The following is a 25,488-nucleotide window of genomic DNA, read 5'->3' as shown; positions in this document are numbered from 1 at the left end:
CCCGGCTCCCACAGTTGAACCATGTCGCTCTTACAGCATGCGTTCCAGGCCAACACTGGTGGCGAACCACGCATTAAACCTGCGCCACCAACTGCCCGGCTCCCGTGTCAGTGTGTGCAATTGGCCGTTATCCTCGGTCACCCACACCACCTGGCCATCCTGCAATTTCGCTTCATAGCTCAACGCTGGCGCCATGCCTTGCAGCGCCAGGTTGCGCACGTGTTCCGCCAGCTCAGGGCTGTCCACCAGTACGCCAACTTCGGTGTTCCACAGCACCGAGCGTGGGTCGAAGTTGAACGAGCCGATAAACGACTTTTGCCGATCAAAGATCATCGCCTTGCTGTGCAGGCTGGAGTCCGAGCCGTGGAAAGCTCCTCGGCGAAACAGGTGCGGGCCACTACCACCGCCCGTATCGCCCGGTTGGCGGCGCAACTCGTAGAGTTTCACGCCGTGCTCCAGCAACGCCTTGCGGTAGGGCGCATAGCCGCCGTGTACGGCAGGCACGTCGGTGGCTTCGAGGGAATTGGTCAGCAGGCTGACTGACACACCCGCATCGGCGCGGCCAGTCAGGTACACCAGCCCGGGTTGCCCCGGCACGAAATACGCCGAAATCATCATCAGCTCGTGGCTGACGCCTTCCAGCTCCGGCGCCAGTTGGGTGGTCAGCAGCAAGCGTGGATCCGGATCGGCCTTGGCCAAGACCTTGCTCGGCGCATCCCACAGCGCCTGGTTCCAGGCCCAGATCAGCTCGCGGCGCCAGATGTCCATGCGCGGTTGTGTCTGATAGGTGCGCAAGCGGTTGTACAGGGCGTGGTTCTGCTGGCGCGACTCGGCCAGTGAGTCTTGCAGGCGTGCGCGGGCGGCGTTCAGGTCGCCCTTGGACGGGGTGCTTGAGACGAAATCGTCGATGGGCTTGCTCAGTGCGCTGTTCCAGTACTGATCAAAGCTGTGCCCGAGTTGCTCGGCCACCGGGCCGACGCTGAGCATGTCGATATCGGTGAAGTTGAGGTTGGGCTCGGCATCGAAATACTCGTCGCCCAGGTTGCGCCCGCCGACAATCGCCACGCTGTTGTCCGCCAGCCACAGCTTGTTGTGCATGCGCCGGTGTTGCAGCGACAGGTCGAACAGCCGGCCCATCGCCCGCGTCACGCCGGTGCTGCGGCCCAGGTGCAGCGGGTTGAACAGTCGAATCTGGATCTGCGGGTGGGCGGCGAGGGTGGCGATAACCTGATCGAGGCCATCGCTGGTGGTGTCGTCCAGTAGGATGCGGATGCGCACGCCACGGTCGGCGGCTTTGAGCAGTTCATCCACGAGCATGCGCGTGCTGATGCCGTCGTGCACGATGTAGTACTGCAGGTCGAGGCTGCTCTGGGCATTGCGGATCAGCTCGGCACGGGCCATGAAGGCTTCGCTGCTGTTAGGCAGCAGGCGAAAGCCCGAACGACCTTGGTATGGCGCCGCCTGGGCCTGGATCGAGCGGCCGAACGAGGATTGCGCCGCAGGCAGGGCATCACTGGGGATGCGCGGTGCATCGACCGTGGCACAGCCAGCCAGCGTCAGGGCGCCCAGCAGCAAAAACGGTAAAAGCCGTCGAATCTTCAAAGGGCGCTGCTTCCAGGTCAGGGCGGTTGTGGGATATGACGGCAGATTACGGGGAAAGGTCAGTCGGTCACCTCAGCGAGCATCTTCATCGCGGCGGCCCCGACTTTGCGCACTGCCTCTTCGATCTGCGGCGTTGGCTTGGCAGCGTAGTTCATGCGCAGGCAATTACGGTATTTGCCGGAGGCGGAAAAGATGCTGCCCACTGCCACCTGTACGCCTTGTTCCACCAGCACACGGTTGAGCTTCAAGGTATCAAAGCCTTCCGGCAGCTCGATCCATAGCATGAAGCTGCCTTGGGGCCGGCTGGCACGGGTGCCGGCGGGGAAATAACGGCTGACCCAATCGAGCATCAAGTCGCGGTTACGCTGGTATTGGGTGCGCATCCGCCGCAAATGCGGTTCGAAGTGGCCGTTTTTGAGGAATTCGGCGATGGCGATCTGCGGTTGCGTCGCCGTGGAACCGGTGCTGATGTATTTCATGTGCAGCACCCGCTCAAGATAGCGCCCTGGCGCCACCCAGCCGATGCGCAGGCCGGGCGCCAGGGTTTTCGAGAACGAGCTGCACAGCAGCACACGGCCATCTTCGTCGAAGGATTTGATCGTGCGCGGGCGTGGGTAACTGTAGGCCAATTCGCCATACACATCGTCTTCAATAATCGCCACGTCAAAACGCTGGGCCAGGGTCAGCAGCGCGCGTTTGCGTGCCTCGGGCATGATGTAGCCCAGTGGGTTATTGCAGTTGGGCGTCAGCTGGATGACCTTGATCGGCCACTGTTCCAGCGCCAGCTCCAGCGCTTCGAGACTGATGCCGGTGATGGGGTCTGTGGGAATTTCCAGGGCCTTCATGCCTAAACCTTTGAGGGTCTGCATGGCACCGTGGAAGCTGGGTGAATCAACCGCGACGATATCCCCAGGTTCGCAAATCGCGTGAATGCTGGCGGACAGCGCCTCATGGCAGCCGGTGGTGATGACGATATCTTCGGCAGTCAGCTGGCAACCGGAATCCAGAGACAGTCGAGCGATCTGCTCACGCAACTCCATACAGCCAAGAATATTATCGTAGTACAGACCCGGCAGGTCCTGGCGTCGGCTCACACGGGCCAGGCTGCGCAGCAGAGGCTTCAGGGTCGGCGACAATACATCCGGCATGCCACGGCCCATCTGTATGACGTCTTTGCGCGGCACGGCGCGAATCAGCTCCAGTACCTGGTCCCACTGCGAGATTTCTACCGGGCGCTGTGCGGGGCGGCCGACTTCCGGCAGCGCCGGCAGCTCACGCCCGACCGGCACAAAATAGCCCGATTTGGGCTTGGGCATCGCCAGGCCGTTATCTTCCAGCAAGCGATAGGCTTGTTGCACGGTACTCAGGCTCACCCCGTGTTCCACGCTCAAGGCCCGCACGGACGGCAAGCGATCGCCGGGGCGATAGAAGCCCTGCTCGATGCGCGTGCCGAGTAATTCAGCGAGGTTGACGTAAAGGGTCATGGTGATCGCTCCGAAGGGACCAGTACAGATAGACGCAAAATACAGGATTCAGCCTTTCATGGGCAGTATCTGTATGGATTTAATAAAGGTGGGTTGAATCTGTAATGGTTTTGCCCGTGCGCTCATCCTAGTCACTCATGGCAACAGGCAAATGAGGGGCAACAAGATGAACGGCATGAGCGATGTGCGGCTGATGTTACACAGTCAGGAATTGCAGGCAGGGCAGGCGCGGGCGAAGGCGCCGCGCGATATCAGCCGCTGGAGTCTGTTCTGGCACCGCCGCCACACGCGCAAAGCCCTGCTGCACCTGACCCCAGAGCAACTGCGTGACGTTGGGTTGACTGCCGAACAAGCGCGCCAGGAAGGTTTAAAACCCTTCTGGCGCGACTGATCAGAGCAACTCTTTGAAGCGGTGCCAGAGCATCCCTAACGCCAACAGCGGCGAACGCAGATGTTGGCCGCCGGGGAAGGTGATGTGCGGCACCTTGGCGAACAAATCAAAGCGCCCTTGCTGTTGGCCGCTGATCGCTTCGGCCAGCAGCTTGCCTGCCAGGTGCGTGGCGTTGAGGCCGTGGCCGGCGTACGCCTGGGCGTAATACACATTGGGTTGGTCGGTCAGCCGGCCGATCTGCGGCAGGCGGTTGGCGCCGATACCAATCATGCCGCCCCATTGGTAGTCGATTTTTACCTCGGCCAGTTGCGGGAACACCTTGAGCATTTTGGGGCGCATATAGGCGCCGATGTCCTGGGGATCGCGCCCGGAGTAGTGGCAGGCACCGCCGAACAGCAGGCGGCGGTCGGCGGACAGGCGGAAGTAATCCACGGTCACGCGTTGATCGCACACCGCCATGTTCTGCGGCAACAGGCTGGCGGCCTGGGCTTCACTCAAGGGTTCGGTGGCGATGATGTAGCTGCCGGCGGGCAGCACTTTGCCGCTTAGCTGTGGGTTCAGGCCATTGAGATAAGCGTTGCAGGCCAGCACCAGGGTGTTGGCGCGCACGTTGCCATTGGCCGTGTGCACGTTGACCTCTGGGCCGTAGTCGATGCGCGTGACTTCGGACTGCTCGAACAGCTTAACGCCCAGCTGCTGCGCGGCGGCGGCTTCGCCAAGGGCCAGGTTCAATGGGTGCAAGTGGCCTGAGCCCATGTCGATCATGCCGCCTACGTAGCGCTCTGAGCCGATCACGCTGCTCATTTCGTTGGCTTGCAGCAGACGTACTTCATGGCGATAACCGAGGTTGCGCAGTTCTTCGGCGTCTTCGGCCAGGCCGATCAGGTCGCGGGGTTTGTTGGCGAGGTCGCAGTAACCCCAGGTCAGGTCGCAGGGGATCTGATAGCGCTCGATGCGCTCGCGCACGATCTCGACGGCTTCCAGGCCCATCAGCTTCATCTGGCGCACGCCGTCGCTGCCGATGACGTTGCTGAACTGGTCCAGGCCGTGGCCGACGCCGCGAATCAACTGCCCGCCGTTGCGGCCGCTGGCGCCCCAGCCGAGCTTGCGCGCTTCCAGCAGCACCACGCTAAAGCCGCGTTCGGCCAGCTCCAGCGCTGTGTTCAGGCCGGAATAGCCGCCGCCAATCACGCACACATCGGCGCGCACTTCGTCCACCAACGCCGGGTAGTCGGGCTGTGAAACGCTGCTGGCGGCGTAGTAGGAAGCGGTGTGCCGGGCGCTGGCGGTCATGGGGAGCATCCCTGTTTGGAAAATTTGACGCAGGATACAGCGGTCGGACGAGGCTGTCTGCGCAGGGCGTTTTGCGTCAGAATCCACGCCTATTCGCCGTTCGGTAAGTGTTTCGATGAGTTGCAACAGCCAGAAAATCAGCGCGCTGCGCCGGCAGATTCCTTCGTTCGAGTGCGTCCCCGGCTGCCACGACTGCTGTGGGCCGGTGACCACCTCGCCCGAGGAAATGTCGCGCCTGCCACGCAAGACTGCCGCCGAGCAGGATGCGGCCATGGACGAGCTGAACTGCGTGCACCTGGGGCCGAATGGCTGCACGGTGTATGACGAGCGGCCGCTGATCTGCCGGTTGTTTGGCACGACCAAGACGTTGCCGTGCCCGAATGGGCGGCGGCCGGTGGAGTTGATTCACCCTAGGGTTGAGAAGCAAATTCACGAATACATGGCGAGCACCCGGCAAGTACTGGTCTGACAGATGTACCGGATCAAAATGTGGGAGCGGGCTTGCTCGCGAATGCGGTGGAGCAGTAAAAAATGCTTTATCTGACACACCGCATTCGCGAGCAAGCCCGCTCCCACGTTTGACCGAGTTGTGTCATTTGGTCAGTCAGGGATCGGCAGGTTCAGGCTCTCTTTCACCTCTTCCATCACGATGTAACTCTTGGACTCGCGCACATGCGGCAGCTTGAGCAAGATATCGCCGAGCAATTTGCGGTACGAGGCCATCTCGGAAATCCGCGCTTTCACCAGGTAGTCGAAGTCGCCTGAAACCAGGTGACACTCCAGCACATGGGGCAACTTCAACACAGCGCGGCGGAATTCCTCAAAGGTGTCGCCCGACTTGTAATCGAGGCTGATCTCGACAAATACCAGCAAACTCCCCTTCAAATGCTGCGGGTTGAGCCGCGCGTTGTAGCCCATGATGATCCCTTCACGCTCCAGGCGGCGTACCCGCTCGGTGCACGGCGTGGTCGACAGCCCGACCTTTTCCCCCAGCTCCGTGAACGAAATGCGCCCATCGGTTTGCAGGATGCGCAGGATATTGCGGTCGATCTTGTCCAGCTCCCGCTTGGTCTGGGTGTTGGTACGCATAGGGGATACGCCTCTGTAAAAAGGGTTTTTGCCGAGAATTGTCGCCAAATATAGGCATTTATATAGTGAAATGCACTGGTCATTGTTTTTTAAACTGCGCCCATCATTGCTCGAATAACACACGTCAGCGGCTAAGTCCGTGATGAGGATATAAAAATGCGCGTTCTGGTCTTGGGTAGCGGCGTCATTGGGGTGACCAGTGCCTACTATTTGGCGCGGGCCGGCTTTGAAGTGGTTGTGGTCGACCGTCAGCCCGCCGCTGCCATGGAAACCAGTTTCGCCAACGCAGGCCAGGTATCGCCGGGTTATGCCTCGCCATGGGCCGCGCCGGGCGTGCCGCTCAAGGCCATCAAGTGGTTGCTGCAACGCCACGCGCCACTGGCGATCAAGGCCACCGCCGATATCGATCAGTACCTGTGGATGGCGCAGATGCTGCGCAACTGCACCCAGAGCCGGTATGCGGTGAACAAAGAGCGCATGGTGCGCCTGTCCGAGTACAGCCGTGACTGCCTTGACGAACTTCGCGCCGAAACCGGCATTGCCTATGAAGGCCGCAGCCTTGGCACTACCCAGTTGTTCCGCACCCAGGCGCAATTGGATGGCGCGGCCAAAGACATCGCCGTATTGAAAGAATCCGGTGTGCCGTTCGAGCTGCTTGACCGCGCCGGCATTGCCCGCGTTGAGCCAGCCCTGGCCAGCGTCACCGATATCCTCGCCGGCGCCCTGCGCCTGCCCAACGACCAGACCGGCGACTGCCAGATGTTCACCACGCGTCTGGTGGACATGTGCAAGCAATTGGGCGTGGAGTTCAGTTTCGAACAGGACATCCAGCGCCTCGACTACGCCGGTGACCGCGTCAATGGCGTATGGATCGATGGCAAGCTGGAAACCGCCGACCGCTACGTGCTGGCCCTGGGCAGTTACTCGCCCAAGCTGCTCAAGCCGCTGGGGATCAAGGCGCCGGTGTACCCGCTCAAGGGTTACTCGCTGACCGTGCCGATCACCAACCCGGCGATGGCGCCGACCTCGACCATTCTGGATGAGACCTACAAGGTCGCTATCACCCGTTTCGACAACCGTATCCGCGTCGGCGGCATGGCTGAAATAGCCGGTTTTGACCTGTCGCTGAACCCTCGTCGACGTGAAACCCTGGAGATGATCGTCAACGACCTTTATCCTCAGGGCGGTGATTTGTCCGAAGCCACTTTCTGGACCGGCCTGCGCCCGACCACGCCCGACGGCACGCCGATTGTCGGTGCCACCCCGTTCAAGAACCTGTTCCTGAACACCGGCCACGGCACCCTTGGCTGGACCATGGCGTGCGGCTCCGGCCGTTTGCTGGCTGACCTGATGGCGAAAAAAACGCCGCAGATCAGCGCCGAAGGTCTCGATATTTCCCGTTACGGCAGCAACCATCAGGAGTCCGCAAAACATGTCAATCCAGCGCCAGCTCACCAATGAGCGCATGAGCCAGATCGTTGTTCACAGCGGTACCGTGTATCTGGCAGGGCAAGTCGGCGACGACATGAATGCCGGGATTGAACAGCAGACCCGCGAAACCCTGGCCAATATCGAGCGTTTGCTGGACCTGGCCGGCACCGACAAAACCAAGTTGCTGTCGGTGACGATCTACCTCAAAAACATCGACGCCGATTTCGCTGGCATGAACGCGGTGTGGGACAAGTGGCTGCCCAAAGGCGTGGCCCCGGCCCGTGCCACGGTTGAGGCCAAGCTGTGCGAACCGGAAATTCTGGTAGAGCTGTCCGTGGTGGCTGCGCTGCCTTAAACATAGCTTTTTCCCCCGGCGCCGTGGCTGATAGTCGGCGCCGGTTTTTCTTCACTTTACCGCCTAGAAGCCTGCCGCCATGCGTCCTGCCCGTGCCCTGATCGACCTCCAAGCCCTGCGCCATAACTACCAGCTTGCCCGTGAAGTCACGGGGGCCAAAGCCCTCGCCGTGGTTAAGGCGGATGCCTATGGCCATGGTGCCGTACGTGTGGCCCAGGCGCTGGAAGCCGAGGCGGATGGGTTTGCGGTGGCGTGCATCGAGGAGGCATTGGAGCTGCGGGCTGCAGGGATTCGTGCGCCGGTATTGCTGCTGGAAGGTTTTTTCGAAGCTGACGAACTGCCGCTGATCATCGAACATGATTTTTGGTGCGTGGTGCATTCGTTGTGGCAGTTGGAAGCCATCGAGCAAGCCCGGCTGAGCAAACCGCTGACCATTTGGCTCAAGCTCGACTCGGGCATGCACCGCGTGGGCCTGCACCCCAAGGATTACCACGAGGCGTACCAGCGCCTGCTGGCCAGCGGCAAAGTGGCCAAGATCGTACTGATGAGCCACTTCGCCCGCGCCGATGAACTCGATTGCGTGCGCAGTGACGAGCAAGTGGCAGTGTTTGAAGCGGCGCGCCAAGGATTGTCGGCCGAGCTCAGCCTGCGTAATTCGCCGTCGGTGATGGGTTGGCCGAATATGTCCAGTGACTGGGTGCGCCCGGGCATCATGCTTTATGGCGCCACGCCGTTTGGCGAGGACCAGGCCATTGCCGCACGTTTGCAGCCGGTGATGACCCTGGAATCGAAAGTCATCTGCGTGCGTGAACTGCCGGCCGGTGAGCCGATCGGTTACGGCGCCAAGTTCATCACGCCAAAACCGATGCGCATCGGCGTGGTTGCCATGGGCTACGCCGATGGCTACCCGCGTCACGCGCCAACCGGCACGCCGGTGCTGGTGGCAGGCCAGCGCAGCCAGTTGCTGGGCCGCGTGTCCATGGACATGCTCTGCGTTGACCTTACCGACGTGCCCCAGGCCGGGCTCGGCTCCACCGTGGAGCTGTGGGGCAAAAATATCCTTGCCAGTGACGTCGCGGCGGCTGCCGAGACTATCCCCTACCAGATTTTCTGCAACCTGCGCCGCGTGCCAAGGCTCTATTGCGGGGCTTAAGCAGCGCCTACGAGCAGAGCCTGCCGGGATTTAGGTCCAAGTGTTGTAAATACTGAACGCTGTCGCCATGATAACGCTCAATTACAACAAAGCCTGAATCCTAGGAGGCTCCTGCATTGGACGTCGGCGAACGACTGCAATCCATCCGTAAACTCAAAGGTCTTTCCCAGCGTGAGCTCGCCAAGCGCGCGGGTGTCACCAACAGCACCATTTCGATGATCGAAAAAAACAGTGTCAGCCCCTCGATCAGCTCCTTGCGCAAGGTGCTGGGCGGCATCCCCATGTCCATGGTCGAGTTCTTTTCCGAGGAGATCCTCCAGGAAAAACCGACGCAGATCGTCTATAAAGCCAATGAGCTGATCGACATCTCGGACGGCGCCGTCACCATGAAACTCGTAGGGCGCGCGCACCCGAGCCGGGCCATCGCGTTTCTCAACGAGATCTACCCGCCGGGCGCCGACACAGGCGAAGAAATGCTCACCCACGAAGGCGAAGAAACCGGGATTCTGGTGGAGGGTCGTTTGGAGTTGGTGGTCGGCCTTGAAACTTTTGTGCTCGAAGCTGGCGATAGCTACTACTTTGAAAGCACCAAGCCGCATCGTTTTCGCAACCCGTTCGACGTGCCGGCGCGACTAATCAGCGCAGCCACACCCGCGAACTTTTGACAGAAGAGGCGTGCTGCCAGCGTTGCAGACACACCCGTCGTTGTAAACGTGAGGCCGAATCTCCCTTTATTTAATAGGGTTGTTTCGGCCTGACGGGCTAACCGTTATACTTTCGCCGCCTGCGAAACCGTGGCCGCAGGCGTGAATAGCCACCATTGAGGGTGAACGCGTGAACCTAATTATGAAAATGCTGGCTGCACCAGCAACCGTACTGGCCCTATGGGCTGTCAGCGCTCAAGCTGCGACCAATGATGAAATTGCCAAGCGCCTGGAGCCTGTCGGCCAGGTGTGTGTCCAGGGCCAGGAATGCAAAGGGATGGAAGTTGCGGTGGCCGTGGGCGGCGGCGGCGCGGCTAAAACACCGGATGATGTTATCGCCAAGCATTGCAATGCGTGTCACGGCACCGGATTGTTGAACGCACCGAAGATCGGTGACACGGCAGCCTGGAAAGAGCGGCTAGGCCACGTAGACGCCGTACTGGCCGAACTCAAGGTCGAAGCGCCCGAGAAAGGTACCAAAGGTCTGGCGCAAGTCGCCAAGCATGGCTTGAATGCGATGCCGCCGATGGGTACCTGCTCTGATTGCAGCCTTGACGACCTTGAGGGCGCAATCAAGAAGATGTCTGGCTTGTAATCCGCCGATCTTCGCCAAAAAGCCGCTGACCAGCGGCTTTTTTGTGCCCGCGATTTGTACTTCGACGCTGTTCATTGCAGCAAAGACCCGGCAAGCTCGGTCCAACCCCTAATCACGGAATGTTCAGGAGGGTCGGATGGTGCAGTTGTGTTCAATCGAGCAAGCAGTTGACGACGTACTGGCGCGCTTGCCGGCGCATATCCACATGGGCATGCCGCTGGGGCTGGGCAAGCCCAACCTGTTCGTCAACGCGCTGTACCGGCGTATGGCCAAGCTGCCGGAGCGCGAGCTGACGATTTACACCGCACTGGCCCTGGGCCGCCCGACCATGGGTGACGGGTTGCAGAAGCGCTTTCTCGAACCCTTTATCGAGCGCGTCTTCGGCGATTACCCCGAGCTGGATTTTCTCGCTGACCTGCACAAGGACAGCCTGCCGAAAAACATCCGCGTGCAGCAATTCTTCATGCAGCCTGGCAGCCTGTTGCACAGCGCATCGGCCCAACAGGATTACGTCAGCAGCAACTACAGCCACGCTGCCCGCGATATCAACGCCGCCGGCTTGAACCTGGTGGCGCAATTGGTCGCCAGCAGCGCCGAGCACCCCGACCGGCTGAGCCTGAGCTGCAACCCCGATATCACCCTCGACCTGCTGCCGATGATCGCCAAGCGCCGAGAGGCAGGCGAAACCATCCTAGTTGTCGGCCAGGTCCACAGCGATTTGCCCTATATGCCCGGCGATGCCGAACTGGGCATGGATGCCTTCGACTACCTGATCGACGAGAAGGACAGCACTACGCTGTTCTCCACACCGAATATGCCAGTGGGTTTCCAGGACCACTTTATCGGCTTGCATGCCAGTACCTTGGTGCGCGATGGCGGCACGTTGCAGATTGGCATTGGCTCGATGGGCGATGCGCTGACCGCCGCCTTGCTGGCGCGCCAGGCCGATAACGAAGCCTATCGGTTGTTGCTGACGGACCTGGATGTGTACCAGTGGTCGCCTTTGATCAGCTACGAAGGCGGGGTCGCGCCCTTTGCGCGTGGCCTGTATGGCTGCAGCGAAATGTTCGTCAACGGCCTGCTGGTGCTGGCCGATGCCGGGATTATCCGGCGCAAGGTCTACCCGGATGTGGCGACCCAGCAGCAGGCCAACGCAGGCACCCTGGATGACGCCGCGCAGCCCGACGGCGTTTCCATTCACGGCGGTTTCTTCCTCGGGCCGCGCAGCTTTTACCAGCGTTTGCAGGAAATGACTCATGCCAAACGCCTTGAATTCAACATGACCGGCATCAGCTACATCAACGAGCTGTACGGCCAGGAAGAACTCAAGCGTCTGCAACGCCTGGATGCGCGCTTTATCAACAGCGCGATCATGGTGACGCTGCTCGGTGCAGGCGTGGCCGACCAGCTTGAAGACGGCCGCGTACTCAGCGGCGTGGGCGGGCAGTACAACTTTGTAGCGCAAGGCCATGCGCTGGAAGGCGCGCGTTCGATCCTGATTCTGCGCAGTTGGCGCGAATCTGCGGGTGAGGTCAGTTCCAATATCGTCTGGGAGTACGGGCACTGCACCATCCCACGGCACCTGCGAGATATCGTCATCACTGAATACGGAATCGCCGACTTGCGCGGTCAGACGGATGCCAAGGTGATCGAGGCATTGCTCAAGGTCACCGACTCGCGCTTCCAGAACGACCTGATCGAACAGGCGCAAAAGGCGGGCAAGCTGCCCAAAGACTTCGAACTGGCCCCACGGTTTACCGACAATACGCCGGAGCGGCTCAAGGGCATTCAGGCGCGGCATCGCCGCTTGTTCCCCGAGTATCCGTTAGGCACGGATTTTACCGATGAGGAACGGGATCTGTTGCGCGCACTGAATTGGCTCAAGAGCAAATTCAAGCTGACGGAGATTCTGGAATTGGGCCGGGCGGCATTGGATGCACCGGAGCCGGAGGCGTTTCCCGAGCATCTGAAGCGCATGCGGCTGGATCAGCCGGATGGGTTGAAAGAAGACCTCTATCAGCGCTTGCTACTCGCCGGCCTCCAAGCCACCGCGCACTAACCGCCCCAACACAAAACCAACTGTGGGAGCGGGCTTGCTCGCGAAAGCGGTGTATCAGTCGACTCATTTATTGACTGTTACACCGCATTCGCGAGCAAGCCCGCTCCCACATTTTGATCGCTGTTCACAGGTGATTTGCAGTGCTGCAAATTACTCGATGAACGTAACCACGCCACCCGCCAACGACTTCACCCGCGCCAGCGACTCAACCCGATAACCCTGCGCATCCAGCTCCGCACGGCCACCCTGGAACGACTTCTCGATCACAATCCCCAGCCCGGCCACGGTCGCGCCGGCTTGCTTGATGATCGAAATCAGCGCCTGGGACGCTTTGCCGTTGGCCAAAAAGTCATCGATCACCAGTACACGGTCACTGCTGGTCAGGTGGCGCGGGGAGATGGCCACGGTGCTTTCGGTTTTCTTGGTGAAGGAATACACCGTCGCCGACAGCAGGTTTTCGGTCAGCGTCAGGGACTGTTGCTTGCGCGCGAAAATCACCGGCACGCCAAGGTTCAGGCCGGTCATGATCGCCGGGGCGATGCCCGAGGCTTCGATGGTGACGATCTTGGTGATGCCCGAATCCTTGAACAGCGCGGCGAATTCGTCGCCGATCAGTTTCATCAGCGCCGGGTCGATCTGGTGGTTCAAAAAGGCGTCAACCTTGAGGACCTGATCGGAAAGCACGATGCCTTCTTCGCGAATTTTCTTGTGCAGTGCTTCCACGGAAAGCTTCCTCTAATGGCGCGGTGTGCGCCGAAAGTAGATTAAAAAGTAGTCGATTCTAGCGCTTTAACATCGCGCGTATGTCCGCCAAGGCGGTGTTGCCGCGAACGGCCTTCACTTCGGTCGGGGTGTCGTCATTGCCTTCCCAGGCCAGATCGTCCGGCGGCAGTTCATCCAGGAACCGGCTGGGCGCACAATCGATGATCTCGCCGTATTGCTTGCGCTTGGCGGCGAAGGTGAACGCCAGTGTCTGACGTGCGCGGGTAATGCCCACGTAGGCCAGGCGCCGTTCTTCTTCGATGGTGTCAGCTTCAATGCTGGAGCGGTGCGGGAGGATTTCCTCTTCCATGCCCATGATGAACACGTAAGGGAATTCCAGGCCTTTGGACGCGTGCAAGGTCATCATCTGCACACCTTCGGCGCCGTCTTCTTCTTCCTGCTGGCGCTCAAGCATGTCGCGCAGCACCAGCTTGCCGATGGCGTCTTCGACGGTCATCTCGCCTTCTTCGTCCTTCTCCAGCGTATTTTTCAACGCTTCGATCAGGAACCAGACGTTGCCCATGCGGTAGTCCGCAGCCTTGTCGCTGGAACTGTTGGTGCGCAGCCAGTTTTCATAGTCGATGTCCATGACCATGCTGCGCAGGGCGCTGATCGGGTCTTCGCCAGCGCACTGCTCGCGCACCTTGTCCATGAAGCGCTTGAAGCGCGACAGGCGATCCGTGAAGCGTGTGTCCAGGTGCTCGCCCAGGCCGATTTCGTCGGTGGCGGCGTACATCGAGATCTTGCGTTCGGTGGCGTAGTTGCCGAGTTTTTCCAGGGTCGTGGAGCCGATTTCCCGGCGCGGCACGTTGATCACGCGCAGGAAGGCGTTGTCGTCATCCGGGTTCACGATCAGCCGGAAGTAGGCCATCAGGTCTTTCACTTCCTGGCGTCCGAAAAAGCTGTTGCCGCCCGACAGACGATAAGGGATCTGATGGTGCTGAAGCTTCAGCTCGATCAGCTTGGCCTGGTAGTTGCCGCGATACAGAATCGCAAAATCGCTGTAGGGCCGGTCGGTACGCAGGTGCAAGGTCAGCAACTCGACGGCGACGCGTTCGGCTTCGGCGTCTTCGTTGCGGCAACGGATCACGCGGATCTCGTCGCCATGCCCCATCTCACTCCACAGTTGTTTTTCAAACTCGTGGGGGTTGTTGGAGATCAGCACGTTCGCGCAGCGCAGGATACGGCTGGTGGAGCGGTAGTTCTGCTCCAGCATCACCACTTTCAAGGACGGGTAGTCGACCTTGAGCAGCATCAGGTTTTCCGGGCGCGCGCCACGCCAGGCGTAGATCGACTGGTCATCGTCGCCCACTACGGTGAACTGGTTGCGCTTGCCGATCAGCAACTTCACCAGCAGGTATTGGCTGGCGTTGGTGTCCTGGTATTCGTCCACCAGCAGGTAGCGCACCTTGTTCTGCCACTTTTCGAGGATGTCGGCGTGTTCCTGGAACAGCTTGACCGGCTGCAGGATCAGGTCGTCGAAGTCCACCGCGTTAAACGCCTTGAGCGTGCGCTGGTAGTGGGTGTAGACAATGGCGGCGGTCTGCTCCTTGGGGTTGCGCGCGGCTTCCAGGGCTTCGGCGGGCAGGATCAGGTCGTTTTTCCAGGCGCCGATCATGTTCTTGATCTCATCCACGCCGTCGTCGCCTGCGTATTCCTTTTGCATGATGTCGGTCATCAGGGCTTTGACGTCGGTCTCGTCAAAGATCGAGAAGCCCGGCTTGTAGCCCAACCGCGCATGCTCCTTGCGGATAATGTTCAAACCCAGGTTGTGGAAGGTACACACCGTGAGGCCACGGCCTTCGCCACCCTTGAGCAGGGTGCCGACACGCTCTTTCATCTCGCGCGCCGCCTTGTTGGTAAAGGTCATGGCGACGATGTACTGCGCACGGATGCCGCAGCTCTGGATCAGGTGCGCGATCTTGCGGGTGATCACGCTGGTCTTGCCGGAACCGGCACCGGCGAGCACCAATAGAGGGCCGCCGACGTAGTTCACGGCTTCTTGCTGCCGGGGATTGAGTCGGGACATACAGAAATCAGGGAGTCGTTGTTCAAAAGGGCGGGCATTTTAACAGGCTGGCAAGATTCTGCTGCTTTAGAACGACGGTGTGACGTACCACTCGATCTAAATTTGCCGGTTTTGATACTTTGCCGCAGGATGTGACGGGTAACTGAAGCGAATGTATACCGTTAGCGTATTTGATAACCCTTATCATTGGTGATTATCAGGCCGCGCGTCATAATGCCCGCCGCCAAAAAATTTTGCAGAGTCTAGGGAGCTAGCTTGTCTACGCCTGTCGAACCCTTGCGTTTGCTGCTACTGGCCGATGAGCCAGCGTGGGCAGCGTTGTTGCGCGAGTGCCTGGCGCCGATGGGCGATGGGGCAGTGCTGGTCAGCGCGCCCAACTGGGACTCGGTGAGTCGTCTGTTCGATGACGACCACAGTGCCGTCTTATTGACCACACCCAGCCTGCAACCCGGCCCAGGCCGTTGCAGCCTGCCGTGCATATTGCTGCTGGAGCAGGAGCCGCTGGTTTCACCGCTGGGTGTGAGCGATTGGCTGGTCCTTGATGCATTGGATACCGATACATTGCGCCGCTGCCTGCGCCACGTTCGCGAGCGTGGCGTGCTGGAGAACACCCTGCAGCGCCTGGCCGAACAGGACCCGCTGACCGGTATCGCCAACCGCCAGGGTTTCCAGACCTTGCTCGCGGCGCGCCTGGCCGAAAACGAAGGCCGTGGCCTGGCCCTCGGCCATCTGGACCTCGACAACTTCCGTCACGCCAACGATGCCTTGGGCCATCAGGCTGGCGACCGCTTGATCCTGCAAGTGGTCTCGCGGCTCAAGAGCCAGCTCGAAGCCGGTGACCAACTGGCGCGCCTGGGCAGCGACGAATTCGCCCTGCTGATCGACACCCGCCGTGCGCCCCAGCGCGCCGAGTGGATGGCCGAGCGCATTACCGAAGCCATGGCCGAGCCGTATTGGGTGGACGGCGAAAGCCTGCTGATCGGCTGCAGCCTGGGCGTGGCACATGCCCGTGCCCGCGCCGGGGCCGACCCGCTGATGTGGCACGCGCACATCGCCATGCAGCAGGCCAAGAGCACCCAGGGCTGCACCTTTCACATCTTCAACGAACGCATCAACCGCAACGCCCGCAGCCTGGCCGACCTGGAAAGTGAACTGCGCCGCGCGTTGCGCCGCGACGAACTGGAGCTGCATTACCAGCCGCGCCTGGATCTGGACGACGGGCATATCGTCGGCCTGGAAGCCCTGGTGCGCTGGCGCCACGGCGAGCGTGGCCTGTTGCCGCCGAGTGAATTCGTGCCCTTGGCCGAACAGAGCGGCTTGATTGTGCCATTGGGGTACTGGGTGATCTCGCGGGCCTTGCGCGATATGCAAGACCTGCGCGAACGCGGCCTGCCGGCGCTGCACATGGCGGTCAACCTGTCGTTTCGCCAGTTCCAGGACAGCCAGCTGCTTTCCACATTGAGCCGGTTGATTACCGAGCGTGGCGTGGAGGCGCAGTGGTTGGAGTTCGAGCTGACCGAAACCGCCGTGATGCGCCGCAGTGACCTGGTCAAGCAGACCATGGACGCCCTTGGCCGCCTGGGTGTGCGGTTTTCCCTGGATGATTTCGGCACCGGGTTTTCCTCGTTCGTGCACCTCAACAGCTTGCCGATTGCCTTGTTGAAGATCGACAAGAGCTTCGTCGGCGGCATGGAAGAGCGTGAAGAAAACCGCAAGCTGGTGCATGCCATGATCAACCTGGCCCACAACCTCAACCTGGAAGTGGTCGCCGAGGGCGTGGAAACGCCCGAACAGCTGGCGTTGTTGCGGTTGTTTGGGTGTGATCAGGCCCAGGGTTACCTGATCAGCAAGCCGTTGCCGTTGCCGGAGTTGGTGGAGTATTTGACGTTCGGCAAGAGCCAGCAGGCGCTGTTGGGCTGAAGGATGTAAACCCAATCAAAATATGTGGGAGCTGGCTTGCCTGCGATAGCGGTAGGCCAGCCAGCCAATTTGGCACCTGACACACCGCCATCGCAGGCAAGCCAGCTCCCACATTGACTGAGTACATTCTCTAGTCTGGTTGCATGGCCGGGAATTGCGTACGTACTTCAGGTTCCTGCCGAATCATCCGCTTCATCTTCGCCTCAAACGCCCAGGTCAGGCTGACTGCCGCGCAGGCCAAGCCCAGCGCTAAACCCCACCAAACACCGGTCGGCCCCCAACCCAGCGTGAACGCCATCAACCACGCCGACGGCGCGCCGATCAGCCAGTAACACCCGAGCCCGACCAGAAAGGTGGTCTTGGCATCCTTCAGCCCACGAATACAGCCCATGGCAATGGTCTGCACGCCGTCGAACAACTCAAACCACGCCGCCACGGCCAACAGGCTGACCGCCAGCACGATGACGTCGTGGAAAGCGGGGTCGTTATGGTCCAGAAACAGCCCGATCAGCGCATCGGAAAACAGCCACAGCACAACGGCAAATCCCAACATCACCAACGCGCCAAAACCGATGCCGACCCGCCCGGCCATGCGTGCCTGCAGCAATTGCCCAGCACCGTAATGCTGACCGATGCGCATGGTGATCGCATACGACATCCCCGCTGGCACCATGAACGCCACCGAGACGATTTGCAGGGCAATCTGATGCGCTGCCAACTGCGTACTGCCCATGGTGCCCATGCACAGCGCCGCGAAGGCAAACAGGCCGACCTCCACTGCATAGGTGCCACCAATCGGCAGGCCCAGGCGCCACAGCTCACGCAGGTACTGAGTGTTGAGGCGCAACAGGCCCGTGCCGAGCGGGTAGGCCGCGTAGGCGCGGTTGCTGCGGATGTACCACATCAGCGCCAGGGCCATGCAGTTGGCGACGATCGCCGTGACCAGGCCGATGCCCATCAAGCCGAGCTTCGGCAGACCGAACATGCCCTCGATCAAGGCATGGTTGAGCAAGTAGTTGAGCACCGTGCCGCCCAGGCTGATCACCATCACCGGCGTCGCCTTGCCGATGGCGCTGGTGAAACCGCGCAAGGCCATGAAGCTCAGGTAGCCGGGCAGGGCGAACGGCAGGATGGTCAGGAATTGCCCCGCCGCCTGCACGTTGGTTTCGGTTTGGCCGAACATCAGCAGCACCGGCTTGAGGTTCCACAGCAGCAAGCCGGCCACCAGTGCCATCAGCCACGCCAGCCACAACCCGGCCTGGGTCAGGCGAGTGGCGCCTTCGATGTCACCGGCGCCATGGCGGATGGCGACCAGCGTGCCGACGGCGGCAATCACGCCAATACAGAAGATCGCCACGAACGAATAGCTCGCCGCGCCCAGGCCGCCACCGGCCAGCGCCTCGGGGCTCAGGCGGGCCATCATCAGCGTGTCGGTCAGCACCATCAGCATGTGCGCCAACTGTGAGGCAATCAACGGCCCTGACAGCCGCAGAATGGCCCAGAGTTCAGTACGCACCGGATGTTGCATGATCATCACGCTCAAAAAGTCAGAGGGTTGGGGAAAGGGTTGATTCTCGGCGCTCCTGACGCATTACACAAAAGGATAAAAGCGATCACTCGCATGATTAAAACTCATGCTAGGGTTGGGCATTGCTCTGAGGAGGTTCTTCCATGCCACGCCGTCTGCCTCCGCTGTATGCCTTGCGCGCATTTGAAGCTGCCTCCCGGCACAACTCATTCACGCGTGCGGCGGATGAGCTTTCCATCACGCAAAGTGCGGTCAGCCGGCATATCCGCACGCTCGAAGAGCACTTCGCCTGCCGCCTGTTCCAGCGCAGTGGTCGCAACCTGCAGCTCACCGAAGCGGCACGCCTGCTGTTGCCCGGCGTGCGCGAAGGCTTCGCGGCGCTGGAGCGCGCCTGTCACACCCTGAACGCCGAAGACGACATCCTGCGCATGAAGGCGCCGTCGACCCTGACCATGCGCTGGTTGCTGGCGCGGCTCAGTCGCTTTCGCGCCTTGCAACCGGGCAATGAGGTGCAACTGACCAGTGCATGGATGAGCGTGGATGAAGTGGACTTCAACCAGGAACCTTTCGACTGCGCTGTATTGCTGAGTTACGGGCATTTTCCGGCGGATTGGGAGGCCTGCTACCTGTTCCCCGAATTGCTGATCCCGGTGGGCGCGCCCAATCTGCTCAATGACGGCCCCTGGGATGTCGCTCGCCTGGCGAGCGCCGAACTGCTGCACCCCACACCCGACCGCCGAGACTGGCGCAATTGGCTGGAGCGCATGGGGTTGTCGTCCCAGGTGTCGCTCAAGGGCGGGCAAGTGTTCGATACCTTGGAGTTGGGCATGATCGCCGCCGCGCGGGGTTACGGCGTGTCCATGGGCGATTTGCTGATGGTGGCCGAAGATGTGGCCCAGGGCCGCTTGAGCCTGCCGTGGCCGACGGCGGTGGCCAGTGGGGAAAATTACTATTTGGTATGGCCTAAAACCCGCCCCGGTGGCGAGCGCTTGCGGCGATTGGCGGAGTTTCTTCAAGGCGAAGTCAAGGCCATGGAATTGCCCCAGGTTGAACGCCTTGTCTAGCTCTTCGGGGCAATCGTTTGCGCGATACCCCTGTGAATCGCTCAAGTATTGCCCGCGCTTGCCGAAGAAGGTGTGTTGGAACCCCCATTTTCCAGCGTTTCCCACACGATAATTTGCCGAGCTGCGCTAAGAGATCAGGATGATCCTGGCCTCGGCCAGGAGCTGTCATGTCTCAACCTCGCGCTCGGATCGCCTCTCAGTTAGGCCTCGCCTTGGCCGTCATATTGGCGGTCGTCATCAGCGGCAGTACGGTTTTCGCCCTGCGTTCCCTCGACTCGGCCAACCTCGACACCCGCGAGGAACACCTGGCCAGCGAGGCGCGCTTGCTGGCCGACCAACTCAACACCTTCCACAGCACCTTGCGCGAAAGCACTCAGCGATTGAGCGGGCTGTTTGAAAAGCGCTTTGGCGCCGGGCTGAGTGTGCGCCCGGACCAGCAAGTCACCGTGGCCGGTGTGCACACCCCGAGTCTGCTGTTGGGCGATGAGGTGTTGAACAACAACTTCGCGGAGGTGGACGAGTTCAAGCAGATGTCCGGCGGCGTGGCCACGGTGTTTGTGCGCAGTGGCGAAGACTTCATCCGCATCAGTACCTCCCTGACCAAACAAGATGGCAATCGCGCCATCGGCACTGTGCTGGATCACCAGCATCCGGCTTACCAGCGCCTTTTGGCCGGGCAGAATTACATTGGGCGGGCGGTGTTGTTTGATCGCTCCTACATGACCCAGTACAGCCCCGTGCGCGATGCCGCCGGCAAGGTGATCGCCGTGTTGTTTATCGGTTTTGATTACACCGACGAGCAAAAGGCCCAGTTCGACAACCTCAAACGCTTCCGTATCGGCCAGACCGGCTCGCTCGCCTTGCTGGACGAACAGAAACACTGGCTGGTGCCACCGGCGGGCGTGCAAGCGTTGGATCAGGCGGTCCCGGTGATGCTTGATCTGGCCAAAAACCCAGGCAAAGGCCGCTTCTGGAGCGACAAGGACGAAGACTTCTACAGCGTTGCGGTGCCGTTCGACGGCGGCCCGTGGTCGGTAGTGGCGAGCATGCCGAAGTCCGAAATACGTGCAGTCACCTGGGCGGTCGGTATTCGCCTGGTGATCGGCAGCGTGCTGGCGATGTTGCTGGCGGTGGGTGCGGCGGTGTGGTTGCTGCGCAGCAAATTGCAGCCTTTGAGCGACTTGGTGCGCCAGGCCGAAGCCTTGGGTGCTGGCGATTTGAGCGCACGCTTGAACGTGTCCAGCCATGACGAAATCGGCCAGTTGGCGAGCAGCTTCAACCAGATGGGTGAGGCGCTTTCGACCATGGTCTCGCACATCCGTAAAGCGGCCGAAGAGGTCAACAGCCGGGCGCAGGCGTTGTCCGGCCTGTCGGGTGGGGCCTATGAGGGCATGGAGCAGCAGTCCGGCGAAATCACCAGCATGGCTGGCGCAGTGGAAGAGTTCAGCGCCACCTCGCTGAACATCGCCGACAACATGGGCAATACCGAGCGACTGGCCCAGGAAAACGCCCAGCAAACGCGGATTGGCCGCACCTCGATGCAAGAGGCGTCGTCGTCGCTGGAGCATATCGCTACCGCCCTCAACAGCACGGCCACGGTGATCAATACCTTGGGCCAGCGCTCCCAGGAAATTGGCGGGATCGTCGGCGTGATCACCTCGATTGCCGAACAAACCAACCTGCTGGCGCTCAACGCCGCCATCGAGGCGGCGCGGGCCGGTGAGCAAGGCCGGGGCTTTGCGGTGGTTGCAGACGAAGTGCGCAACCTGGCCTCGCGCACGCGCCAGGCCACCGACGAAATCTCGGTGATGATCCAGAGCATCCAGCAGGAAACCGGCAACGCCATCAGCACCATGGAACACGGTAACGTGTTGATGCAGGAAGGCCTGTCGCGCAACGCCGACGTGGCCTCGGCCCTGGCACGCATCGACGAGCAAAGCCGTTCAGCCGGCCAGCAGTTTGCCGCGATCACCACCGCGACCCAGGAGCAGAGCAGCACAGCCAACGTGCTGAGCAGCAACCTGCAAAGCATCGCATTGGCTAACAGCGAACAGCGCGAAGTGGTGTCGAACCTGGCCGTTACTGCCAAGGAACTGGAAACCCTGGCGGCCGGCCTGCGGCATGAGGTCGACCGTTTTCGTTAAGGCTTAATGCTCGCCCAGGCCTGGGTCCACGCGCTTGCCGATATCCTTGAGACGCGCCAGTTGGTCGACCATCCCGGGCGCCTCGTCCATGCTGGTGACGAAGGTCCACAGGTAGGTCATGACCGCGTAGATGTGGCCGGCCTTGACCGCTGGCGACAGGGCCAACTGGCTGATTGCGACCACAAACAGCAGGGCTGCCAGCGTGCCGAGAAACAGGTACGCGGCGGCCTCGCGGTCAGACAGCCAGATGCGCAGGCGTGACAGCACGTGGTAGTGGCGACGCAAGGTCGGTGCGCCGACTTTTTCCACCAGGCCGATTTCTTTCTCCAGGCGATCATTCAGGCGCTCATGCAGTTCCTGGTTGCGCTGGGCAAAGCGTGGCAGCAGCGTTACGCACAGCAGCAGGGCGGCCAGGCACGCCAGGCCGACCCACGGCTCAATCACGATCAGCATCACCGCCGCGCCAATAATCGAGACCAGCGCCGTGGCGATAATCGGCACGTGTTTTTCAAAGAAGTCGACGAATTCGCGCGCAAGCACCACGCGGGCGGCGGACTTCGAGGTGCTGTGGTTCTGCTGGCGCTGGTTGAGAATCACCGGCACCGCAAGGTCGGCGTAGATCCGCGTAAAGGTGCGCGTGTCCAGCGCCCGCCGTGCTGCGCCGACCACCCAGAACGCCATCACCACCAGTGCATAGAACAGCGCGCTGGTGGCATCGCCACGGATAATTGAGTCCACCGCAAACCCGGCAAACAGCGGGTAGGCCAGCAGCAGCGCGTTCTCCAGCGCCACCAGTGACAGCGTGCAAAACAGCTTGCCGGGGTAAGCCTTGGCAATCGCCTTGAGCGTTTGGCCGGCGGATTGCTGGCCGATTTTCTTGCTTTCTTCAATCAGGATTTGCGGGGTCACGGATGACATGGGTGCACCAAAGGAGTGATAGACGCTATTATTGAGCGACTGCTCAAGTATCCTTGAGCGATCGCTCAAAAAGCAAGCGCCGCTTATCTACCGGCGCCCGAAGGAATTGCCCATGTCGCGTATCGACCGTAAAGACCAGATCATCGCCGCCGCCCTGGAGCTGTTTCGCAGCAAGGGTTTTGCCGACGTGTCCACCCGCGATCTGGCCGAGCATGCCGGCTTGTCGCGCAGCCACGTCTATCACTACTTCAGCGACTGGAACGAACTGCGCCGCGAAGCCTTCGTGCGCTTTGCCAATGAGCAATTGGATGAAGTGCGCGAGCCCCTGGCAGATGCGCCGCCGCTTGAGGCGCTGGTGGGTTTTTTGAGTGACTGCCTGCCGAGCACCGCTGATGCCGGCTGGGCGTTGTGGCTGGATGCCTGGGACGAAGCCATGCACGAGCCGCAAATGGCCCAGGCGTATCTGGTGATCAATGCGCAATGGCAAGGCATGCTCGCCGAGGTGATTGAGCGAGGCGTGGCTGAGGGTATTTTCCGCTGCGACTCGCCACAACGCGCGGCCCGGCAAATTTTCGCGTTGGCGATGGGGTATGCCGATGACCTGATGCTCAAGCCGTCTGCGGAGTCGGCCGAGGCGGTGCTCGATGAGGTCCTGGAAGTGGCGCAGCTGCTGTTGGGTTTTCCCGCATAAGGCTTAACCCATTGCGGCAGGCCGGTACTGCAAGGCCTCCTGCAAATGATGCCGGGCAATATGTTCAACCCGCTCAAGGTCCGCCAGGGTGCGCGCCACCTTGAGCAAGCGGTGGGCCGCGCGCAGGGACAAGGTCAGTCGTTCGCAGGCGCTTTCCAGCCAGCCTTCATCGGCTTTTGCCAGTTGGCAGTGCTTGCGCAGCCCAGGCAGGTCGAGGAAGGCATTGGCGCAGCCTTGGCGTTTTTGCTGGCGTTCACGGGCCTCGGCGACTTCCGCCGAGGCTGTTGCGGTGTTGTCGCCATCCTGTTGGAGCGGGTTCAGCGCGGTGGCTTCCCGGGCAACGGTGAGGTGCAAGTCGATCCGATCCAGCAACGGCCCCGAGAGCTTGTTGCGGTAGCGCTGGATTTGCTCCGGCGTACACCGACAGCGCCCGCTGGGTTCGCCCAGGTAGCCGCAAGGGCAGGGGTTCATGGCGGCCACCAATTGAAACCGTGCCGGAAAACTCACCCGGTCGCGAGCGCGGGAGATCACGATATGCCCGGATTCGAGCGGTTCGCGAAGCACTTCCAATACCTTGCGATCAAACTCCGGCAGCTCATCGAGAAACAGCACGCCATGATGGGCTAGGGTGATTTCCCCCGGCTGCGGTTTTGACCCGCCGCCCACCAGTGCCGGCCCGGACGCCGAATGGTGCGGCTGGCGAAACGGACGGTGCGGCCAATGGCTCAACGGCGCCAGGCTGACCACCGACTGAATGGCCGCCACTTCCAGGGCTTCCTGCTCACTCAAGGGCGGCAGCAAACCGGGCAGGCGGCTGGCGAGCAAGGTCTTGCCGGTGCCGGGTGGGCCGCTGAACAGCAGGTTGTGCGCGCCCGCCGCCGCAATCAGCAGCGCGCGCTTGGCGGCCAGCTGGCCTTGCACCTCACTCAAGTCCGGGTAAGGCTTGTTCAAGTACAGCAAGCCATCGGATTTATACGGCTCAATCGGCACAACCCCATTCAGGTGCGCCACCACTTGCAGCAAGTGGTCCACTGCAATCACCTTCAACCCCGACGCCAGGCACGCCTCCTCGGCATTTGCCCGAGGCACTATCACGGTGCGCCCGGCCTTGCGTGCAGCCAGCGCGGCCGGCAGCACACCTTTGACCGCTCGCACCTCACCCGACAGGGCCAGTTCCCCCAAGCATTCCACGTCATCGAGCATCAACGCCGGCACCTGCACGCTGGCGGCCAGGATGCCCAAGGCAATCGCCAAATCAAACCGCCCGCCATCTTTGGGCAGGTCGGCGGGAGCAAGGTTTAGGGTGATACGACGGGCCGGGTATTGCAGGGCGCAGTTGAGGATGGCGCTGCGCACGCGGTCCTTGCTTTCCTTGACGGCGGTTTCGGGCAGGCCCACCAAGGTCAGCGAGGGAAGACCATTGGCCATATGCACTTCGACGGTGACGGCGGGGGCTTCTACGCCAATTTGGGCGCGGCTGTGGACGATGGCGAGGGACATGCTCGTTCCTTGAGTGGGAGGCCGCTTCCTGCGGGTTTTTCAAGGGTAGACGAGGTGTGATGCTTTGGAGGGCGGGAGGTTTTACTGAACGTATCCAAAGAGCGACGCAAAACACCTGTGGGAGCTGGCTTGCCTGCGATAGCGCCAGTGAATCCAACACCGCTATCGCAGGCAAGCCAGCTCCCACAGGGGCCGGGTTTATTCAGCCGCCGGTGGCGTCAACCGCGCTTCCAGCTCCGCCACCTTCGCTTCCAGACTCTCCAGCCGCGCACGGGTGCGGGCCAGCACGACCATCTGGCTGTCAAATTCTTCTCGGCTCACCAGGTCGAGCTTGCTGAAGCCGCTTTGCAGCAGGGCCTTGAACTGGCTTTCGATCTCGTTGCGGGGCAGCGGGGTTTCGCCGCTGAACAGGCGAGAGGCGTGGCCGCTCAGGGCGTCGAGGAGGTCTTTGGGCGCGAGCATGGGAAATATTCCGGAAAACTGTTGGCCGGCAGTGTATCACGCAGCGTCTATAGTCTTTTTCACGGCCGCGAGCGCACGCTTTTCGCGCAGAGGGCCGGGCGGCTGCGCACTGTTTTTGTGCGCATTGGCGCCGCCAAAACGCCCCGCAGGTGGGCATAAGTGGGCAAAGGACTGATTTCAGTGATTTTTACGGAGCTGGCAAGGTTTCTGCTTAGACGATCATGACCCATGCACTGATGCAGTCGCTGTGACGAATGCAGTGCGCCGACGGATCAGGGGTACAGGTTTCGTCACCAGTGGTTCGCTGGCGTCGC

At 61.1% G+C, this 25,488-nt stretch carries 22 protein-coding genes; 12 read left to right on the top strand and 10 right to left on the bottom strand.

Annotated elements, in window-relative coordinates; genetic code table 11:
* Positions 1-30: 30 nt before the first annotated feature.
* Together K0H48_RS26960 and K0H48_RS26955 are read right to left on the bottom strand one after the other, a co-directional pair.
* A complete protein-coding gene (locus K0H48_RS26960; RefSeq protein ID WP_219270045.1) occupies positions 31-1,602 on the bottom strand; it encodes a phospholipase D family protein in 1,572 nt (523 codons plus the stop codon).
* A 59-nt stretch (positions 1,603-1,661) separates the two neighbouring features.
* Positions 1,662-3,086: a PLP-dependent aminotransferase family protein gene (locus tag K0H48_RS26955; RefSeq protein ID WP_219270043.1), complete on the bottom strand. Its 1,425-nt coding sequence runs from the start codon at positions 3,084-3,086 to the stop codon at positions 1,662-1,664.
* A gap of 166 nt (positions 3,087-3,252) precedes the next feature.
* Here K0H48_RS26955 and K0H48_RS26950 point away from each other — a divergent pair, with 166 nt between their 5' ends.
* Positions 3,253-3,477, top strand: a complete 225-nt coding sequence (locus K0H48_RS26950; RefSeq protein WP_219337619.1) for a DUF1127 domain-containing protein — start codon at positions 3,253-3,255, stop codon at positions 3,475-3,477.
* On the opposite strand, the gene K0H48_RS26945 is transcribed toward K0H48_RS26950, so the two are convergent.
* Complete coding sequence (locus tag K0H48_RS26945; protein ID WP_219270041.1) at positions 3,478-4,770, bottom strand: FAD-binding oxidoreductase; 1,293 nt, start codon at positions 4,768-4,770, stop codon at positions 3,478-3,480.
* A gap of 115 nt (positions 4,771-4,885) precedes the next feature.
* Here K0H48_RS26945 and K0H48_RS26940 point away from each other — a divergent pair, with 115 nt between their 5' ends.
* The gene (locus tag K0H48_RS26940) at positions 4,886-5,239 is read left to right on the top strand and encodes a YkgJ family cysteine cluster protein (protein ID WP_016975913.1); all 354 of its coding nucleotides are present in this window, start codon (positions 4,886-4,888) and stop codon (positions 5,237-5,239) included.
* Positions 5,240-5,370: 131 nt separating this feature from the next.
* Here the strand turns inward: K0H48_RS26940 and K0H48_RS26935 are convergent, their stop codons facing one another.
* Positions 5,371-5,859 (bottom strand): Lrp/AsnC ligand binding domain-containing protein, encoded by a 489-nt coding sequence (locus K0H48_RS26935; RefSeq protein WP_003176896.1) that lies wholly within the window; start codon positions 5,857-5,859, stop codon positions 5,371-5,373.
* Positions 5,860-6,015: 156 nt separating this feature from the next.
* Between K0H48_RS26935 and dadA the strand changes: the two genes are divergently transcribed.
* The 6 genes from dadA (at position 6,016) to K0H48_RS26905 (ending at position 12,156) form a co-directional block, all read left to right on the top strand.
* Positions 6,016-7,320, top strand: coding sequence for a D-amino acid dehydrogenase (gene dadA / locus K0H48_RS26930; protein WP_219270039.1), 1,305 nt, complete (start codon positions 6,016-6,018; stop codon positions 7,318-7,320).
* Positions 7,292-7,645, top strand: a complete 354-nt coding sequence (locus K0H48_RS26925; protein ID WP_219270037.1) for a RidA family protein — start codon at positions 7,292-7,294, stop codon at positions 7,643-7,645. The genes dadA and K0H48_RS26925 overlap by 29 nt, the downstream gene beginning before the upstream one ends.
* Positions 7,646-7,724: 79 nt before the next feature.
* Entirely contained in the window at positions 7,725-8,798 is a 1,074-nt protein-coding gene (alr, locus tag K0H48_RS26920; protein ID WP_219270035.1) for an alanine racemase, read from the top strand.
* Between the two features lie 116 nt (positions 8,799-8,914).
* Complete coding sequence (locus tag K0H48_RS26915) at positions 8,915-9,463, top strand: cupin domain-containing protein (protein WP_017135864.1); 549 nt, start codon at positions 8,915-8,917, stop codon at positions 9,461-9,463.
* Positions 9,464-9,632: 169 nt separating this feature from the next.
* Positions 9,633-10,097, top strand: a complete 465-nt coding sequence (locus tag K0H48_RS26910) for a c-type cytochrome (protein ID WP_219270033.1) — start codon at positions 9,633-9,635, stop codon at positions 10,095-10,097.
* 136 nt (positions 10,098-10,233) lie between these two features.
* The gene (locus tag K0H48_RS26905; RefSeq protein WP_219270032.1) at positions 10,234-12,156 is read left to right on the top strand and encodes an acetyl-CoA hydrolase/transferase C-terminal domain-containing protein; all 1,923 of its coding nucleotides are present in this window, start codon (positions 10,234-10,236) and stop codon (positions 12,154-12,156) included.
* A 150-nt stretch (positions 12,157-12,306) separates the two neighbouring features.
* Here K0H48_RS26905 and K0H48_RS26900 read toward each other — a convergent pair whose 3' ends face one another.
* Together K0H48_RS26900 and rep are read right to left on the bottom strand one after the other, a co-directional pair.
* Positions 12,307-12,879: a xanthine phosphoribosyltransferase gene (locus K0H48_RS26900; RefSeq protein WP_003195447.1), complete on the bottom strand. Its 573-nt coding sequence runs from the start codon at positions 12,877-12,879 to the stop codon at positions 12,307-12,309.
* A 58-nt stretch (positions 12,880-12,937) separates the two neighbouring features.
* Complete coding sequence (gene rep, locus K0H48_RS26895) at positions 12,938-14,947, bottom strand: DNA helicase Rep (RefSeq protein ID WP_219270030.1); 2,010 nt, start codon at positions 14,945-14,947, stop codon at positions 12,938-12,940.
* Between the two features lie 255 nt (positions 14,948-15,202).
* On the opposite strand from rep, the gene K0H48_RS26890 reads away from it, so the two are divergent.
* The gene (locus tag K0H48_RS26890) at positions 15,203-16,867 is read left to right on the top strand and encodes a bifunctional diguanylate cyclase/phosphodiesterase (protein WP_219270029.1); all 1,665 of its coding nucleotides are present in this window, start codon (positions 15,203-15,205) and stop codon (positions 16,865-16,867) included.
* Between the two features lie 130 nt (positions 16,868-16,997).
* Here K0H48_RS26890 and K0H48_RS26885 read toward each other — a convergent pair whose 3' ends face one another.
* Entirely contained in the window at positions 16,998-18,401 is a 1,404-nt protein-coding gene (locus K0H48_RS26885) for a NorM family multidrug efflux MATE transporter (RefSeq protein ID WP_219270027.1), read from the bottom strand.
* 137 nt (positions 18,402-18,538) lie between these two features.
* Between K0H48_RS26885 and K0H48_RS26880 the strand changes: the two genes are divergently transcribed.
* The gene (locus K0H48_RS26880) at positions 18,539-19,459 is read left to right on the top strand and encodes a LysR substrate-binding domain-containing protein (protein WP_219270025.1); all 921 of its coding nucleotides are present in this window, start codon (positions 18,539-18,541) and stop codon (positions 19,457-19,459) included.
* A 167-nt stretch (positions 19,460-19,626) separates the two neighbouring features.
* A complete protein-coding gene (locus K0H48_RS26875; protein ID WP_219270024.1) occupies positions 19,627-21,603 on the top strand; it encodes a methyl-accepting chemotaxis protein in 1,977 nt (658 codons plus the stop codon).
* A gap of 3 nt (positions 21,604-21,606) precedes the next feature.
* Here K0H48_RS26875 and K0H48_RS26870 read toward each other — a convergent pair whose 3' ends face one another.
* Positions 21,607-22,521, bottom strand: coding sequence for an ABC transporter six-transmembrane domain-containing protein (locus tag K0H48_RS26870; RefSeq protein ID WP_169988058.1), 915 nt, complete (start codon positions 22,519-22,521; stop codon positions 21,607-21,609).
* Between the two features lie 112 nt (positions 22,522-22,633).
* On the opposite strand from K0H48_RS26870, the gene K0H48_RS26865 reads away from it, so the two are divergent.
* The gene (locus tag K0H48_RS26865; protein WP_219270023.1) at positions 22,634-23,212 is read left to right on the top strand and encodes a TetR/AcrR family transcriptional regulator; all 579 of its coding nucleotides are present in this window, start codon (positions 22,634-22,636) and stop codon (positions 23,210-23,212) included.
* 3 nt (positions 23,213-23,215) lie between these two features.
* On the opposite strand, the gene K0H48_RS26860 is transcribed toward K0H48_RS26865, so the two are convergent.
* The gene (locus K0H48_RS26860) at positions 23,216-24,712 is read right to left on the bottom strand and encodes a YifB family Mg chelatase-like AAA ATPase (protein ID WP_219270022.1); all 1,497 of its coding nucleotides are present in this window, start codon (positions 24,710-24,712) and stop codon (positions 23,216-23,218) included.
* Between the two features lie 198 nt (positions 24,713-24,910).
* Positions 24,911-25,174 (bottom strand): accessory factor UbiK family protein, encoded by a 264-nt coding sequence (locus tag K0H48_RS26855; protein ID WP_058421153.1) that lies wholly within the window; start codon positions 25,172-25,174, stop codon positions 24,911-24,913.
* Positions 25,175-25,488: the final 314 nt, after the last annotated feature.

Source organism: Pseudomonas sp. Xaverov 259, from assembly GCF_019352915.1.
In the GTDB taxonomy this organism is placed as follows: Bacteria; Pseudomonadota; Gammaproteobacteria; order Pseudomonadales; family Pseudomonadaceae; genus Aquipseudomonas.
Note: the sequence above shows the minus strand (reverse complement) of the source record. Positions and strands in the feature narration are given on the sequence as shown.